Origin of the sequence: Lientehia hominis, assembly GCF_021044755.1 — a bacterium.
Classification (GTDB): domain Bacteria; phylum Bacillota; class Clostridia; order Lachnospirales; family Lachnospiraceae; genus Lientehia; species Lientehia hominis.
Map to the genome: position 1 here is coordinate 1,000,218 of NZ_JAJNOR010000001.1, position 16,531 is coordinate 1,016,748.

At 49.2% G+C, this 16,531-nt stretch carries 16 protein-coding genes; 2 read left to right on the top strand and 14 right to left on the bottom strand.

Going from position 1 to position 16,531, the window contains the following annotated elements; genetic code table 11:
• Positions 1 to 23 precede the first annotated feature (23 nt).
• The 3 genes from LQE92_RS04590 to LQE92_RS04600 are packed head-to-tail and all read right to left on the bottom strand — an operon-like array spanning position 24 to position 2,745.
• Positions 24 to 821 carry a sugar phosphate isomerase/epimerase family protein gene (locus LQE92_RS04590; protein WP_231061806.1) on the bottom strand — a complete coding sequence of 266 codons (798 nt, stop codon included), beginning with the start codon at positions 819 to 821 and terminating at the stop codon, positions 24 to 26.
• On the bottom strand, positions 818 to 1,642 hold the full coding sequence (locus tag LQE92_RS04595; protein WP_231061807.1) for an alpha/beta fold hydrolase: 825 nt from the start codon (positions 1,640 to 1,642) through the stop codon (positions 818 to 820). The genes LQE92_RS04590 and LQE92_RS04595 overlap by 4 nt, the downstream gene beginning before the upstream one ends.
• A 5-nt stretch (positions 1,643 to 1,647) precedes the next feature.
• A complete protein-coding gene (locus LQE92_RS04600) occupies positions 1,648 to 2,745 on the bottom strand; it encodes an alcohol dehydrogenase catalytic domain-containing protein (protein ID WP_231061808.1) in 1,098 nt (365 codons plus the stop codon).
• 177 nt (positions 2,746 to 2,922) lie between these two features.
• Here LQE92_RS04600 and LQE92_RS04605 point away from each other — a divergent pair, with 177 nt between their 5' ends.
• Positions 2,923 to 3,828, top strand: coding sequence for an ArsR/SmtB family transcription factor (locus LQE92_RS04605; RefSeq protein ID WP_231061809.1), 906 nt, complete (start codon positions 2,923 to 2,925; stop codon positions 3,826 to 3,828).
• Positions 3,829 to 3,837: 9 nt separating this feature from the next.
• Here the strand turns inward: LQE92_RS04605 and LQE92_RS04610 are convergent, their stop codons facing one another.
• The 8 genes from LQE92_RS04610 to LQE92_RS04645 all read right to left on the bottom strand — a co-directional run bounded on the left by LQE92_RS04610 (position 3,838) and on the right by LQE92_RS04645 (position 12,628).
• A complete protein-coding gene (locus tag LQE92_RS04610) occupies positions 3,838 to 4,596 on the bottom strand; it encodes a DeoR/GlpR family DNA-binding transcription regulator (protein ID WP_231061810.1) in 759 nt (252 codons plus the stop codon).
• A 181-nt stretch (positions 4,597 to 4,777) separates the two neighbouring features.
• Complete coding sequence (locus tag LQE92_RS04615; RefSeq protein ID WP_231061811.1) at positions 4,778 to 5,755, bottom strand: carbohydrate kinase family protein; 978 nt, start codon at positions 5,753 to 5,755, stop codon at positions 4,778 to 4,780.
• 194 nt (positions 5,756 to 5,949) lie between these two features.
• Positions 5,950 to 6,636: a D-lyxose/D-mannose family sugar isomerase gene (locus LQE92_RS04620; protein ID WP_231061812.1), complete on the bottom strand. Its 687-nt coding sequence runs from the start codon at positions 6,634 to 6,636 to the stop codon at positions 5,950 to 5,952.
• 25 nt (positions 6,637 to 6,661) lie between these two features.
• Positions 6,662 to 7,279, bottom strand: a complete 618-nt coding sequence (locus LQE92_RS04625; RefSeq protein WP_231061813.1) for an L-rhamnose mutarotase — start codon at positions 7,277 to 7,279, stop codon at positions 6,662 to 6,664.
• Between the two features lie 13 nt (positions 7,280 to 7,292).
• Positions 7,293 to 8,804 (bottom strand): sugar ABC transporter ATP-binding protein, encoded by a 1,512-nt coding sequence (locus tag LQE92_RS04630; protein ID WP_231061814.1) that lies wholly within the window; start codon positions 8,802 to 8,804, stop codon positions 7,293 to 7,295.
• 118 nt (positions 8,805 to 8,922) lie between these two features.
• Positions 8,923 to 10,095: a sugar ABC transporter substrate-binding protein gene (locus LQE92_RS04635; protein ID WP_231061815.1), complete on the bottom strand. Its 1,173-nt coding sequence runs from the start codon at positions 10,093 to 10,095 to the stop codon at positions 8,923 to 8,925.
• Positions 10,096 to 10,163: 68 nt separating this feature from the next.
• Positions 10,164 to 11,162 carry an ABC transporter permease gene (locus LQE92_RS04640; protein ID WP_231061816.1) on the bottom strand — a complete coding sequence of 333 codons (999 nt, stop codon included), beginning with the start codon at positions 11,160 to 11,162 and terminating at the stop codon, positions 10,164 to 10,166.
• 38 nt (positions 11,163 to 11,200) lie between these two features.
• Positions 11,201 to 12,628, bottom strand: a complete 1,428-nt coding sequence (locus LQE92_RS04645) for an L-fucose/L-arabinose isomerase family protein (RefSeq protein ID WP_231061817.1) — start codon at positions 12,626 to 12,628, stop codon at positions 11,201 to 11,203.
• Positions 12,629 to 13,110: 482 nt separating this feature from the next.
• Between LQE92_RS04645 and LQE92_RS04650 the strand changes: the two genes are divergently transcribed.
• Positions 13,111 to 14,184: a GntR family transcriptional regulator gene (locus LQE92_RS04650; protein WP_231061818.1), complete on the top strand. Its 1,074-nt coding sequence runs from the start codon at positions 13,111 to 13,113 to the stop codon at positions 14,182 to 14,184.
• A 90-nt stretch (positions 14,185 to 14,274) separates the two neighbouring features.
• Here the strand turns inward: LQE92_RS04650 and LQE92_RS04655 are convergent, their stop codons facing one another.
• The 3 genes from LQE92_RS04655 to rpsD form a co-directional block, all read right to left on the bottom strand.
• Positions 14,275 to 14,811, bottom strand: coding sequence for a bL17 family ribosomal protein (locus tag LQE92_RS04655; protein WP_231061819.1), 537 nt, complete (start codon positions 14,809 to 14,811; stop codon positions 14,275 to 14,277).
• A gap of 84 nt (positions 14,812 to 14,895) precedes the next feature.
• Complete coding sequence (locus LQE92_RS04660) at positions 14,896 to 15,855, bottom strand: DNA-directed RNA polymerase subunit alpha (protein WP_147595148.1); 960 nt, start codon at positions 15,853 to 15,855, stop codon at positions 14,896 to 14,898.
• A 69-nt stretch (positions 15,856 to 15,924) separates the two neighbouring features.
• Positions 15,925 to 16,518, bottom strand: coding sequence for a 30S ribosomal protein S4 (gene rpsD, locus LQE92_RS04665; protein WP_231061820.1), 594 nt, complete (start codon positions 16,516 to 16,518; stop codon positions 15,925 to 15,927).
• Between the last annotated feature and the right edge of the window lie 13 nt (positions 16,519 to 16,531).

A 16,531-nucleotide genomic window follows, 5' to 3' on the forward strand; every position in this document is an offset into this window, starting at 1 on the left:
ACAAACTCCTTTCTGATATCTCTTTACAATTGTATCCTCTGCATGTACGCACCGTCCTGCAGCATAGTTTCATCCGGCCGGAGCACTGCCCGCGGAGATTCCTCCTCCACCGCGATCCAGCCGTCGTAATCCGCCTCTTTCAGGCATCCGAGCAGCTCCGGAAACGGAATTATCCCTTCACCCATCGGCGTCCACAGGCCGTTCTTCCCCATATCTTTAAAATGGACATGGCAGATATGGGGCATAAAAAGGCGGAGAATCTCTTCTACGTCCATTCCGCCGTGAGCAATATGGCCGGCATCCGGGGTAAAGCCCATGCCGCTGTCTTCGAAAAACCTCTTTAAAAGCTCATAATCCTCCCTGCTGTGAAACAGGGAAAAAGGCGACGAATTAGTATGAAAAGACGAGGGATATCCTGCCTCCTCTGCCATTTCCCCCAGCCGGGCCAGAAATTCCAGGAACTCCTTCTGTTCTCTTTCCCTTTTTTCAAAGGGTACGTCCGGAGGGATGATGGAAAAGGACATCAGGATCCCGCCGAAAGGCGCAGCCGCATCAAAGGACAGTCTGACCGTCTCCAGGATCTCATCTTCTCCGGCCGTCCCCCAGAGGACCGGCACACCAAACGCCATAAGTCTCATGTTTCTTTTTTCAAACTCCTTTTTCAGCTCCTTCGGTTTTTTTCCATAATCCCCCAGCATAGTAGTCTCAATTTCCAGACCGACGAATCCCGCCCGGGCGCAGATATCCAATATGTGGGGGATTCTTCCCTTATATGTACCATAGGACATCTGCCACGCATAAGTCTGAGCGCCGTATTTCATATCCCCGCCTCCTTCTGTCCCATATTTTTTTTCAAAAATTCCAGAGATATCCGGTTGAACACATCTAAATGTTCAAAATGCTGCACATGGCCTCCTTCATTCACATACAGCTTCGCCCCGGGAATCCGGCTTTTCAGTTCCTCCGCACAGGAAAGCGGCGTAAGGATATCTGCCTTTCCGGCCACTACGAGGGCCGGCACACGAATCCGTTCCAGATATGGCAGTGCGTCATGACCCATACAGGCTTCGCACTGCGCCCGGAATGCGTCTGCCGCCATTCTGCTATCCGTATTCTGCTCAAGCTGCCTTTCTCTTTCCGTGAGGACCTCCGGATGTCCGGCAAAGGTGGCGGGAGAATAGATGAATGCCTGGAGCAGTCGGTCAAAAGCCAGCGGCGTCAGACAATCATAAAAATCCTGAAATGTACCCATTATCCGTCTCATATAAGGCTCAGGCCTGGCGAAGGTATTGATCAGCAGAAGAGATCTCACCAGCTCCGGCCGAAGAACCGCCAATATCTGGGCAATGGCTCCTCCCATGGAAATCCCTGCCACATGAGCGCCTTTAATATCCAGGGAATCCAATACGGCCGCCGCATCCGCGGCCATGGACTCTGTAGTGCAGTCTTCCGCCTTTCCCGCATCGGAAAGTCCGGCTCCCCGGTTGTCCACGCTGATGCATCGGAAACAGTTCCGATACACCTGTCTGTGAGGCTCCCACGCAGATAAGTCAGCCCCCAGTCCCATGAGGAGGAGAAGCGGTTCGCCCCTTCCCTCCTCTTCAAAATGGATCTTGATACCGTTTCTTTCTATGTAAGGCATAAAGATCACTCCTTTCCATCCATGGTCATGACAATCTTTATGACATCCGGCTCCTTTCGGGCCGCCTTTTCCACCGCCGCCAAAAACTGCTCCAGAGGATACCGGTGGGTGATCATCCCCTCCGATTTAAGCGACCCGTCATATAACCCCCGGATCACTTTCTCAAAACAATGGCAGCTGGTATAGGAACCATAGATATCCAGTTCTTTCCGGTCTCCGATAATAGTCCAGTCGTAGGTTATCTCCTCGGGCAGAGCGCTGAACTGTACAAACCTCCCCTTTTTCCGGATCATGTCCAGACCTTGGTAAACACTGCTGGGATGGGCCGCCACTTCCAAATATACATCACAGCCTCTTCCCTCCGTGAGTTCCTTCACCCGTTTCACCACATCCGTCTCCTTCGGATTCAGGACAAGATCGCAGCCAAATTTCTTTGCCAGCTCAATACGCGCGGGATTCATCTCCAGCCCCACGATCATCCTGGGCTCATATTTCTTGGCGATGCTCACCATGGCGAGGCCGATACATCCCATACCGGAGATGACGACCAAGTCTTCCTTCGTTATCCCTGCTCTCTCCACTCCGTGCATAGCACAGCAGAACGGCTCGATCAGGACCGCCTTATCCAACGGCATGTCCGCCGGAAGACGGTACACAACAGTCCCCTCGGGAATCCGCATATACTCCGCAAATGCCCCGTTCACATCCGACTGATGTCCAAAGTTCCTCTGATTCTCGCACATGTTATACTCACCGCGCTTACAGTAGAAGCAGTCTCCGCAGAACTTGATCATATCAGCCACAACCCGTTCTCCAAGGGCATACCCCTTGGACGCGGCCCCTGTTCCCATGGCCACTATCGTCCCGGTATATTCATGCCCTGGTATCACCGGCGGTTCCATGGGTCCCTTCTCCTTTTCATTTCCCCAAAAGGAATCCGCTCCCTGATACCACATGACGTCGCTCCCGCATATCCCACAGGCGTCAATCTTAAGAATGATATCATCCGGATTCTCTATCTGAGGCACCGGCGCATCCTCCAAAAACGCATAGTCATTCCTTCCATAAGCCATGACGGCCTTCATCGTCTTCGGCAGATTCATCTTCTTATCCTCCTTTATATTATATATTTATATTAATATTTCATGTTTTTATTAATTAATTAGAGCATAGCATCTCCTGAAATATCTGTCAACGCAAAAGAAAAATGATTAATTTCTTTATGTTCCATCTCCACAACTATGTTATACTTAAAATATTGAAGAACCGGGAGAAAAGACATGATCTATTATGATAAGCTGCAAGAAGCGCTGCCTTTGTTTCAGGCGCTTGATTCCGAAATACGTCTTCGGATATTAGAACTGCTCATGGAAAACCGTAAAATGAACATGAACGAAATCGCCCGGGCCGTCGGTCTGTCCAACGCGGCGATCTCCGTTCATATGAAAAAGCTGAGCACCGCTGGTATCATCAGCATCTCCAGTGTGGCGGGAAAACGCGGCACACAAAAGATCTGCTATCTGAACGAGGATACCATACTGATTAAGCTGGCGGAAGAATTCCCCGGGCGGGAATCCTATGATACAGAGCTGAATGTGGGCTGCTACTCCAATTATCAGATAGCCCCTACCTGCGGCCTTTCCAGTCGTGACCAGATCATAGGAGCCCTGGACCAGCCTCAGTTTTTCGCTTCCCCTAAGCGATTCCAGGCCGATATCCTCTGGTTCACCCAGGGCTTTGTCGAATACCTGATCCCCAATTATCTGAACGGCAGCCAGATTCTGGACGAAATCCAGATTTCTTTCGAGATCAGCTCTGAAGCGCCGGGCTTCTGCGACGCCTGGCCGTCGGATATCTATTTTTATCTGAACGGGACCGAGCTCGGATATTGGACCTGCCCCGGCGATTTCGGCGAAAAGACCGGCCGCCTGAATCCGGAATGGTGGCCCAGGGTGAACCAGTACGGCCTTTTAAAGCTTTTGACCGTCAATCAGCTGGGGACCTTTATCGACGGCCTTCCCCTCAATGATGTGACGATCCAGGACATAAAAACAGACACAGCGTCCGGATTCCTCTTCCGGATCGCCGTGCCCGAGCACGCAAAGCATATAGGCGGCCTGACTTTATATGGCACGCATTTTGGCAACTACAGCCAGGGCATCCGCGTCAAGATCCTGTATCATTGATGCGGCCTGTCATAAATCAGCCACGATCAGATTGGCCCCCATCTTCTGAAGCCTTTCTTTCGTTTCCGGGCTGATATTGCTGTCCGTTATCACGCCCGTAACATCCTTTATGTGGCTGTAGGAAATCAGGCTGTATTGATTGAATTTGGAGGAGTCCACCAAAACGTAAGTCTCCATCGCCGATTTAATGATACTCTGTTTTACACCGGCTTCCGGCGGATAGCCGTCGTAAAAATAACCGTCCTCTCCCACTGTCGTAGCTCCCAGAAATGCGATATCCACCCGGTAACGGCCTATCTGTTCCTCGGTCTGCGCCCCGTAGCAGGACAGCGTCTGAATCCTCAGAGATCCCCCGATGATCAGTACCGAAATATAAGGGCGGTCTGAAACCTGGTCCACGATCTTCAGATTATTGGTCACGACTATGTTCCGGCTTCCCATTGGAAGGTTTTTGGCCAAAAGCGTAGTCGTCGTTCCTGAATCGATAAAAATCCTCTGTGTAGCACCGATCAGCTCAAATGCCTTTCTGGCGATCATCTCCTTCGCCTGCTCTGTGGCCCCCTTAAATTCCATGTCTTCCTTGGCTTGCCCCAGGAACACAGCGCCTCCATGGGTACGGCTTACATTTTTCCCTCCCGCCAGATATTCCAGGTCCCGGCGGATCGTCATATCCGACACCTGAAATTTGCGGCAAAGCTGGCTTGTCTGAACTTCGCCGTCTTCCATCAGCATCTCATATATCTGCCGGCGGCGCTTCTCCCTCAGCACGGGAATCCCCCCTCACCAAATCACATTATATTCTGGGCCATTCTATTCGGCTCAATTTTCCGTCTGTACAACATTATCATTATACTTATGTTTCCGGAATTTAGCAACCTCTGAATTTTTCAGGGGAATATTCTGCCCCGGCGCAGAAGAAACGGTGATACCCTCCGGCGGCTTTATGCGGCTATTTCCTGTTAAGCGCCACCTTTTCCGCCCGTCTGATAAATTCCTCCACATGCTGTTCCGACTGAATATACAAATGGGCGCCGAGTCCTTGAGAATTCAAGGCTCCCGCGCCGCAGGCAAATTCTGCACATGCCTCCGGCTCCATTCCTTTCAGCAGGCAGTGTACAAAGCCTGCCACAAAGTTGTCCCCGCATCCCGTAGTATCCAGCGGCTTGATCTTAAAGGGGTCGGTAAAAAACCGCTTTTCCGCATTCTTGAAAAAGCACCCCTCCGCCCCCATTTTCAGCACCACATTTTTAACTCCGGCTCTTAAGAATGTATCCGCGATCGCGTCGGGATCCTTTTCGCCGGTCACATAGACTGCCTCGTCATAGCTGGGCATCAGATAATCGGTATACGGGTATACCTTTTCCACCGCACGGGGGCCGATTCCCGCACAGTCAAAATTCATATCTGCGATGGTGAGCGCGCCGGCTCTCTGAGCCTCTTCGAAAATCAACTCGATCCCGTTCTGGTCCAGCGTCCCCAAAGCGAACAGGCTGCCCGCCGTCACGGCTCTCGTCTTTCTGAGCACCGACAGATCCACATCCGACATTTCCGGAGTAAAGTTCTCCCCCGGTCCCACCAGGAAAGAATGGTCCCCGTTTGGCTTTACCACGACCACCGTAGAAAATGTCCTGCAGTCGTCCGGGCGAACCAGAAGAGAAGTATCGACACCTTCCCGCACCAGATCCCCAAAGATCATATCGCCCACGTTCCGTTTATCCAGCCTGGTGAGCAGCGCCGAATGATCTCCCAGCCTGGCAAGAGTCACGGCCTCATTCACCGCGTCTCCTCCGGAAGCCAGCAGCACCTGGCCCGCCATCACGGTATCCTTTCCGGATACCAAAGCATCCTCCGGAATATCCGTTACCAGGATATCCTGCACTACCTGACCAATGCAGATCACATCATATTCTTTGTTCTGATTATCCATCTCCTTATACCTCTTTCCCAAATTATGCAGAATGTCTTATGCCCCGATTATGCTACTATTTTAACTCCTGCTGCAAAAGTATGCAATATCGTCTTCTTTATCTTAAGATTTTGGTGCTGAACAGCATAACAAGACACAGAAAACAGATGCCGCCCCCGCGGCATCTGTCTGGATACCCTTTCCTCACTCTTATCTCACTGCAGAACAAGCTTTTTGTATTCGTTGCACAGGGGATGGAGTACCGGTTCATCTTCGTCTATGTCCGCATACTGCTTCGGCTGGAGCTCAATATGGTAGTTATCAATATTGTCATCGTTGATCTTGGAGACCTCGCCGCAGATAAGGTCCCCGGACCCCGGCTTCGGGCCGAATGTATGGGCAATCCCGGGAGTGATGCTGATACTGTTGCCGGGATGGATCAGTACTTCTTCTCCTGCCGCATAGGTATGCCTGATCCCGTCCTGATAAATATCCACAGGCGTGTCAACTGCTTTCCCGTCTACGGTATTATACAGCTTGATGAACATCACGCCTCCCCCGCGGTTGATGATATCTTCCGTCTTAAAACCATGATAATGGATGGGAAGCCTCTGGCCGTCTTTGAATATCAGAAGCTTCTCCGCGTAGGGCACACCCACCTCTGGATTATCCAGCAAGCCGTTCCGAATCGTAAAAAGCACACATCCAATTTCATCAAACCTGCCCAGTCCATGGTCAGTCATATCCCATCCCAGCATCAGCTTATGGATCACGTCGATTTCATCTTTGTGTTTCTTCCATTCCTCCAGGTCCCAGTACCCAAATTCAGGAAGTTTAAAATTGTTTTTCTCCAACAGCTCTTCCGCATAACGGATCGAAGCATTTACCAGTGAACGTTTCATTGTTTCCTTTCCTCCGTATTCCTTATTATCGTTTAAACTCATATACCGGCCGCATTTGTTTCCAGAATTTTTCTCCCGGAAGCGGTATCTGACACTCTCCGGTGACCCTCAGCCATTCCTGATAGGTATCATTTTCATAAAGAGCCGGATTCTCCTCTCCCAAGAACTCCACAAACTGCAGCAGGTACAGGCCGCCTCCGGGAAGCTCAGTCACATAGATCGAAGATTTCCGGAAGCCGTTCTGATAGCAAAGATCGTGAATGATCTGAGGCTGGTTATCGTGCAGGCGGATATATTCATCCAGAAGCTCTTGTTTTACACCGATAATGATGCCTTTGGACTGCAGACAGGTCAGGTCATCCCCTTCATGAAGTTTAAACTCATATACGTGCCTGGCCTCTTTCCATTTATCTCCCCATTCGGAGCATGGTGTTATTTTCTTTCCGTCCTCTGCCGTTTCGGTATAACAGAACAGACAGGTTCTCTCCTCTACGTCCTGCATATAAAGCCTGCACTGCAGGAAACCGGCAACTTCCATTTTCCTGTCCAGCTCTTCTTCTCTGCCACGGCAGTCCGCAGCAAACCGTTCTGCCTGCTCTTTTTCCATTTCCGCCATATAAGCGCGCTTCTTCACCGTCTCCATCGTCCCGGCTCCTCTACACAAATGATTTTCCGATTTCGGTGCTGATCTCCTCGCCTGTCTTTGCGAAGAACTCTTCGCCGGACAGTTCTCCTGTTATCTGTCTGTCCCTGAAGATCAGGATCCTTCTGGCCAGAGAGATCATCTCGTTCATATCGGAGGAAATCAAGATCACAGTCTTTCCTTCCTTAGCAGCCAAATTCCAGATCAGTTCGTGAATGTATTCCTTTGCGCCGATATCCACCCCGACGGTCGGTTCGTCGATGATCAGGATATCGCAGTCCGCCGCCAGCCATTTTGCTATGCTGATCTTCTGCTGGTTTCCGCCGGAAAGCTTCCCGGCCAGCGTATTGAGACTAGGCGTTTTTATCTCCAGGCGCTTCGCAAATACATCCGCGTTTTCCTTTTCTTTCTTTAAATTGATAAACGGAATACGCCGGTAATAGCTCTTATTCCAGGAATTCACACAGACGTTCATCGCCACCGTATGTTCCAGAAACAGGCCCTCTTCCTTCCGGTTTTCCGTCACATATCCAATTTTATATTTATGGAGGGCCGTCTTAAAAGAATCGATCTTTACCGGCTTCCCCCAAAGCAATACTTCTCCCCCGTCGCACTTATCAATATTTAACATCGTCCGGACCAGCTCTGTGCGGCCGGAACCGACCAGTCCATAGAAACCCAGTATCTCCCCCTTATGCACCTTGAAGCTCATATCCTTAAATCCATGAATACGGGATGTGATATTTCTCGCTTCCAAAGCAACTTCTCCGTCGTAAGCGTCCAGCCTGCCCCGGTAACGATACACAAAATCCCGTCCGATCATCATTTTAATAATCTTGGAATTTTCCATATTTCCAATGTTGTCCGTTCCCACCAGGCATCCGTCCCGGAACACAGTCACCCGGTCAGCGATGACCTGTACTTCCTCCAGCTTATGGGACACGAATATGATTATCATCCCTTTATCCTTAAGCTTCCGCACAAGCTCAAATAAAGTGTTTGCCTCATGGCGCGTGAGAGACGAGGTTGGTTCATCCAAAAGCAGGACCCGCGCGTCGGCGCTAAGCGCTTTCGCGATCTGGATGAGCTGTTTATGCGCCGCGCTCAAAAAGCGTACTTTCTTTTCCGGCGGAAAATCAAGTCCCACCTCTTTCATATATTTAAGCGCAAATTGGTTGATGGCTTTCCAGTTCACAAATCCAAATTTCGTGAACTGGCTTATCTTGTCATTGACGATGTTTTCCGCAATACTCCCTTCGGGAATCAGCTGGATTTCCTGGTGTACCATACTGATGTGCTGCTTAACCGCATCGCCGTAGCCATGAAGCTTCAGCTCTTTTCCATCCAGCACGACCTTACCGGTATCTGCTTTATAAATCCCGCAGATTATCTTCATCAATGTACTTTTTCCGGCGCCGTTCTCTCCCAGGAGTGCGTGGATCTCTCCGTCTTTAAACTGTACCGAGATATCCTGGAGCGCTTTTACGCCCGGAAAGGATTTCGAAATACCGCTAACTTCCAGCATATATATTCCTCCGGTTTCTGCAAAAGATCTTGACTTCTTTCTTGTTTCCCCCTCCGGAAAAGGAGAGGGAAACAGAAGAAGATAATTTTACTCTGATACTTACTGCATTCCGTTCGATTTATTCCGGTTTGTTCAGATAAGTGGTCTCCAGATCTGCCGCGATCTTGACACTCAGCTCTTCGATCTCTTTATCATAGGTATCTATATTATCCTTTGTAATGAAGACATAGCCGGTTACAATATGTACGCCCCAGTCTTTGATGGTCCATCCCTCTGCCATGTACAGCAGCGCCAGGCTTCCCAGATATCCCTGTCCATAGCCGTTTTGTGCTACACCGACATCGAGTGTCCCGTCTTCCAGGCCGCCCAGCACTTCTTCAGAGGGGTCCGTTGCCACTGCGTACAAGTGCTTTGCATCACTGTTGGAAGCATAATAATCCTTCAGCGCATTGGTCATGCCCCTGGACGCCGTGCCTCCGGTAGCAATGATTCCTGTTGCATTAGGATTTGCCGCCAGTGCGTTCGCTACTTTTTCATATCCTTCATCTTCTGTTGTAATATCGCCGATGGTCTGGCAGATGGTAACGCCGTCACTTTCTGCCACTGCCGCTTCTACGCCCTTCTGTCTTGCCAGCGTATTCACGTCTCCCAGGTTCTCCAGGACATTGATGATAGAACCTTCTCCACCCATCTCCTTGATCATTTTCTTAGTGGCCTCATAAGAGTAATCATATACATCTCCGCAGATGGTTGCTGCTGATTCCTGAGGATCGTCTACCTCGCCGCCGTAGTTTATCACCTTGCAGTCCGCTTCTGCCAGCTCTTTGTAAAGTGCGTTGGCTCCGGAAGTATCCGCGCCGTAGATCAGGAATAAATTATATCCCTCAGCCGCCTTCGCTTCCACGATCTGGTTCTCGATATCCTGTGTCCACTCCGTACCGATCGCATAATTAATGGTCACGCCATATTCTTTTTCGATCTGCTGATATCCAGGCTGGATATTCTCTTCGAAATAAGTATCGGGAGCCGGCCAGTAAACACAGATTTTATACTCGCTGGGATCCTTGGAGAGCTTCAGCTCCCGTTCCAGTGAGCTGGTATCAATCCCTGCCTTCGTGGTCTCCGGCGCCGCCGTCGTCTCTTTCTGTCCGTCGCTTTCCTTTGCTGCCGTCGTCTCCTTTGAAGCGTCCGGAGCCTTTGTTGTCTCATTCGCCGCCTTGCCGCCTCCGCAGCCGATCAGGCTGACTGCCATGACTGCTGCACACATCAAACTAACTAACCTTTTTTTCATCCTTTCTACCTCCACCTTTTTATTTTTTTATAAAAGCCCCGGCCTTACCGTATGGCCATTTATCCTTGTCACATCATTTTCTCTGCCACCCTGGCCCGTACAGATTCCACCGATACGGCCAGCAAGATGATCGCGCCCAGGAAAACCTGCTCATAATAAACATCCACGTTCAGCATCGTCAGCCCGTTTCGGACCATGGTCAGTATCCAGGAGCCGCAGAAAAAGCCCAGCGCCGTAAAGCTGCCTCCCAGGAGCGGAATACCGCCTATGGCGCATACGGCTATGGAATACATCATCCAGTCAGAGCCTGTATTGGGCGAGGCCGTTCCCGTCCGGGAAGCCCACAGGATAGCGGCGACACAGGCAAATACGCAGGAGAGGATATTACAGGAAACCACGATCCAGTTCACATTGATTCCCGACAGCCTGGCTGCCGTCCGGTTGCCGCCCACCGCCAGAACATCCCTTCCATATTTCGTGTGACGGAATACAATGTAGAGAACTACTACCAATACGATCATAAGAATGAACAGGAAGGAGAACATCCCCACCTTTTTCCGGCCCGCCCATGTCAAAGCCGCTGTCATTTCATAAGAATAACCATGAGAGCTGCCAATCGCCAGTCCATTGAATATGAAGGACATGGCCAGTGTGATAATCCAGGGATTCAGATTCAGCTTTACTACCAGAAGCCCTATGACGAGACCGCAGACTGCCGATACCGCCAGAGCCGCCAGGATAGACGGCAGAGTTCCCATTCCATAGTTTGCCATCAGGGTCCCCATCACCACCGTGGACAGAGCCCCACAGGCGCCGATGCCCAGGTTCATATCTCCAATGACCATCAAAATCAGCTGGGCAGCCCCGATAAAAGCATACACGGCAGCCGTTCTGGACAGGTTGAAAATATTAAAGGGCGTCAGAAACGCGTCTGTAAATATGGTAAACACCAGCACCAGTATGACGATCGCAACGATGGCACTGGAATAGGACTGCAGAAAGAATCGTTTTAACAGCGATACTCTCGGCTTGTTCGCCGTTCCGGGCATTTTCTCATTATTACTCATATCCTCTTCTCCTTTTGACCCTTTTTATCAAGATATCTTTATGACCTGAGCCGTCTTTCCAGTTCCCCGTCAGACGGATACACCGGATCCGCCCGAAGCCCCGGAATATACCGGCAGGCCTCATACAGGACATCGGCGACCTTTCCATAAGTACCCGCCACATGATGAATATAAGGACCTTTGACCAGCTTGTGTTCCCAGGCCGGCCAGTCATTCACTTCAAACCACACATATGTCCCCCTGCAGTATGGGCCGTCAATCCCTTTCCCTTCCCCCAGGAACAGTGAATACTCCCCATGGTCTCCATCGAAGCGGCATACGGTGATATCCCCGTTCTGAAGCTCCCAGGCACAATTTCCGCACTGTGGATTTCCGTCCCACGCCTCTGTGATCCGGCAGTTCTCCTTATCCTTTGCAAAAGCGGAAGGAAACGCTCCGCAGTGCCACAAGAGTTCCACATTTTCCTTTTCCGGATGCCTCACAGTCAGATCTGCCAGAAAATGCGGAATGCGGTTTCCGGCGGCCGCCTGAATCAGCATCGCTGAAACGGCTCCATTTATATCCGTCTCGCATGCCACAGGAAATCCCTCGTCAGCCAGCATGGAATTTACCGCGCACGGATATATATCCAGCTTTTCCTGCATGGCCGCCCAACACTGAATACACGCACAGTTACACAGGTATCTGTCTGCAAAGCTCTGAACAGCCAGCTTCATCGCCCCTAAAGTTTCTCTCGGTCCAGTCCTCTCCGCTCCCGGTCCTGTATAGGTACTGCTTATGAAGCAGGAGACCTTCTCCAGTTTGTCTTTTTCTTCCCTCCGTATCCGTTCCATCTCCAATTCCAGTTCCATGAGAGATACCGGATAGACCTCGATTCCGAATTTTTCCATCAGCTCACTTTCATTTGCCATCACACTCAAGAAATCACAGGGTCTTGGCCCAATCTGGAGCACACGGATATGTTTCATGGTCTTCACCACCTCTGCCACCCGAATGAAACGTTCAAATCCGTGAAGGAAAACTTCATCTGTGGGAGATACGTTCGTTATGTAAGAAAAGGCCACATTATGCCTTCTCATCACCTTTCCCGATGCGAAAAGTCCGCATTGAGAATCCCTGGTCCTCATCCCCGTCTCGTCAGGAGCGTCATCCCGCGGTCCATATAAAAGCACCGGCACCTGAAACGCTGCAGCTACCTGTCCGATCGCACCCTCGCATCCAAAATTACAGTGGGGAAAAAACAGCGCATCTACATCCTGCTCCTTCATCTTTTTGATGACCTTCGGAACATCTGACTGACAAAGCAGCAGTCCTTCCTCATTGATGTCCTCAATGTCGATCAGACGGATCGGAAATCTTTTTATCTGGTCCGCAATCTCCTCCTTATAGTGCAGTGCCGCCTCAACGCTGAAATTGCTCCTTCGCGTAGGCACATATCCAACGGTGACTGGTTCCATAACTGTCATATGTTCCCCTCCCGTCATCTAGACTTGTATTTCCATTGTCCGAAATATGTATTTATTTTTTTAATATTACAGTACATATTTCTCTTTTCTGTCTTTGTTTTGTATTTACAACAATAGCATATATGTGAACATTTGTAAATACCTTTTTGTGAATTTTATACCCATTGTTTCAAGTTTATGTATTTATTTTAAAAGAGCAGACAGCATTATGTATTATTATTGGAAAAACATGTCAACTATTTTGGTAATTTTTCATTATTTTCTCCATTTTGCCGGCCACAAAAAGTTGCTGATATCTGTCTTTTATTCTTCAAATATAAATATATTCATTAATAATATGTTTTATGAATAATACCAATTAAATATTTATTTTAAATACATCTTTCTGAACTCTTGCATTTTTATTGGGTTTCCTGTATGCTTAACATATGCGAAAAATTCACCGCTCTTGAATAAACGCGGTGTTGAATGGAGAAATTTTTATGTCAGACTATGTATTGAATACAAGCAATATAAAATACAAGGCTCTCTATACCTGGCTGATCGGCAAGATCAACGACGGTTCCTTTGGCTATAAGGAAAAGCTGCCGTCAGAAGCGTCTCTCTGTGAGCAGTTCCAGATCAGCCGCCAGACAGTTCGGAACGCCATGGACCGGCTGTGCCGGGAAGGCTACGTGGAACGGGTCAAGGGAAGTGGAAGCTTCGTCAAAAAGCCGGTGCGGCAGCGGGAAAAGACGATCGGGGTCATTTTCCTCACTATTTCCGGTTACATTAACGCCAACGTACTCAACGGGATAGAAAATGTCCTCACCTCCAAAGGTTACAGCATTCTGCTGGAGCTCAGTCACAACCGTGTGGGCAATGAAGCCCGCTTTCTTCAGAAAATGCTGACAAGCAACGTTTCCGGCCTGATCATAGAGGGGACCAAAAGCAGCTTTCCCACTCCCAATGACGCCCTGTACCGGCAGCTGGCGGAGCAGAAGATCCCGTATGTTTTTGTTCACAATGGCTACACCAATGTACCCGCCCCTGCCATCGTCTGGGACGATCACAGGGTATCTTATGAACTCACACAGCGTCTGATCAACGCCGGGCATAAAAATATCGCCGGACTTTTTAAGTTCGACGAAATGCAGGGTGTCAATCGATATCTTGGCTATATCGACGCTCTTATGGATAATCAGATGGAAATCCAGGAGGATTATATCGGATGGTACAGTGATTCCAACCAGCCGGAAGAGAAACGGCGGAAAACGAATTACACTGACGCTTTTGCCATGGATATTCTGGGTCATTGCAGCGCTCTTATCTGTTACAATGACCTGATCGCCTGTCATATCATACGCCACTATATCGCCAACGGCATATCCATACCGGATCAGGTTTCTGTGGCCAGCTTCGACAATTCGGATGTCACAAAGCTGTATAATTTGCAAAGGATTCCCAGCGTCACCCATCCGAAAGAAGAAATGGGCAGACAGGCCGCCTCTCTCCTGATGGAGTATATCGAAGATCCGTCGCTTAACGCTGCAGAGCGGAAGATCATCACACTGTGATAATACCAGGAAAATCCTATGAAATAAAAAAGGCTGTCACACCGTTCACACGGCAGACAGCCTTTAAAATCTCATTATAAGATCAATGCATTATACCAGCTCAATCAGCACTTCCATCGCTGCGTCGCCTTTTCTCTGACCGATCTTTACGATTCTGGTATAACCGCCTTTGCGGTCAACATATTTCGGGGCGATCTCATCAAAAAGCTTTGCGGGCATATCAACGGATTTCGTGTTTTTCTTGCGGCCTGCGACTTCCTTCGGAACCTCGGTCACAGGATACAGCACTTCCAGCATCTTGCGTCGTGCGTGCAGTCTGCTGGGCTTATCTTTTTTGATAGTCTTCTGGATCTCGTCATAAACGGTAACTTTCTTCCCGTCTACCACTTCTTTTACCCTCTTGCCATCTTTATCTTTTCTTGCTGCCTTCGCAGTAACAGTAACTTCTTCAAAGTTATCTTTTTCCTTTACTGCCATAGCGATCAGGCCTTCAGCAATCTTGCGGATTTCCTTTGCCTTTGCTTCGGTAGTCACAATCTTGCCGTGATATAAAAGATTTGTCACCTGATTACGTAACAATGCTTTTCTCTGGCTTGAAGTTCTTCCAAGTTTTCTATAACCTGCCATGATTTCTTTCCTCCATTTGTGGAACAGGCGGCCACGCATCTTCGGGCTTACTGACCGTCTGCTTTGTATCCATAATGTTTCCTATTATTCGTCGCTGGGATTAAGCTCGAGTCCAAGCTCTTTCAGCTTGCCGAGAACTTCCTCCAGGGACTTGCGGCCCAGATTCCTGACCTTCATCATATCTTCTGAAGTGCGGTTCGTCAGCTCCTCTACGGTATTGATGCCCGCGCGCTTCAGACAGTTGTAGGAACGGACAGAGAGCTCAAGCTCATCAATGTTCATTTCCAAAACTTTCTCTTTTTCATTGTCTTCCTTCTCTACCATGACTTCCGCAGTCTTGGCATTTTCAGAAAGGTCAATGAACAGATTCAGATGTTCGCTCAGCACTTTAGCGGCGAGACTTACCGCCTCGTCGGGAGCCAGAGTGCCGTTGGTATATACGTCCAGAGTCAGCTTATCGAAATCAGTAATCTGACCTACACGGGTGTTCTCAACCGAGAGATTCACACGCTCAATGGGAGTGTAAATGGAATCGATCGCAATCACGCCAATGGGCAGATCCTCACTCTTGTTCTTATCTGCGCTCACATAGCCCCGGCCCTTGGTAATGGTCAGTTCCATGTACAGCTTGCAGTCGCTGCCGCCGCTCAGGGTGGCGATCACCTGTTCAGGATTGATCACTTCAATATCCTGGTCAACCTGAATATCGGCACCTGTTACAACGCCTTCCCCCTCGAACTCCACATATGCCACCTTCGGCTCATTGGTCTCGCTGGTGTTCCGGATTGCCAGGTTCTTCAGGTTCATAATGATCTCAGTCACATCTTCTTTAACACCCGGGATGGAACTGAATTCATGGAGGACACCGTCGATCTTCACCTGGCTGACCGCCGCTCCCGGCAGAGAAGACAGCATGATCCTTCTCAGGGAGTTGCCCAGAGTAGTGCCATATCCCCTCTCCAGAGGCTCGACAACGAATCTTCCATACTTCTTATCTTCTGAAATCTCAACAATCTCAATATTGGGTTTTTCAAAATCGAACACTATTAAGCCCTCCTTATGGGTATAAAGTTGAGGGCCGAAAAATTTCGGACACTCCTAATGTCTTTCGGATTATTTGGAGTACAGCTCGACGATAAGCATTTCGTTAACCGGTACATCGATCATCTCTCTTGTGGGGAGCTGTTTGATCGTAACAGAGAGGTTCTCAGCATCCGCATCAAGCCACTCCGGCACCAGCCTTCCGGCTGTCACATCCAGAACATCCTTGTATCTCTGGGAATCTTTTGCTTTTTCTTTAATAGTGATGACATCGCCTGCTTTTACCAGGAAAGACGGAATGTTCACACATCTGCCGTTTACCAGGACATGCTTGTGATCCACAATCTGTCTCGTTTCTTTTCTCGTTCTGCCGAGGCCGGCTCTGAACAGTACGTTGTCCAGTCTGCACTCCAGCATGATAAGAAGGTTTTCACCAACCATGCCGCTCATTCTCTCAGCTTTTGCATAGTAATTTCTAAAAGGCTTCTCTAACACACCATAAATGAATTTGGCTTTCTGCTTTTCGCGCAGCTGAAGGCCGTATTCGCTCATTTTTCTATTGGATCTCTTTAATTCTCTCGTCGATTTCTTATCTATTCCTAAATAAACCGGGTCAAGTCCAAGGGACCTGCATCTTTTAAGAACAGGAACTCTATCTACTGCCACTTTTCAGCACCTC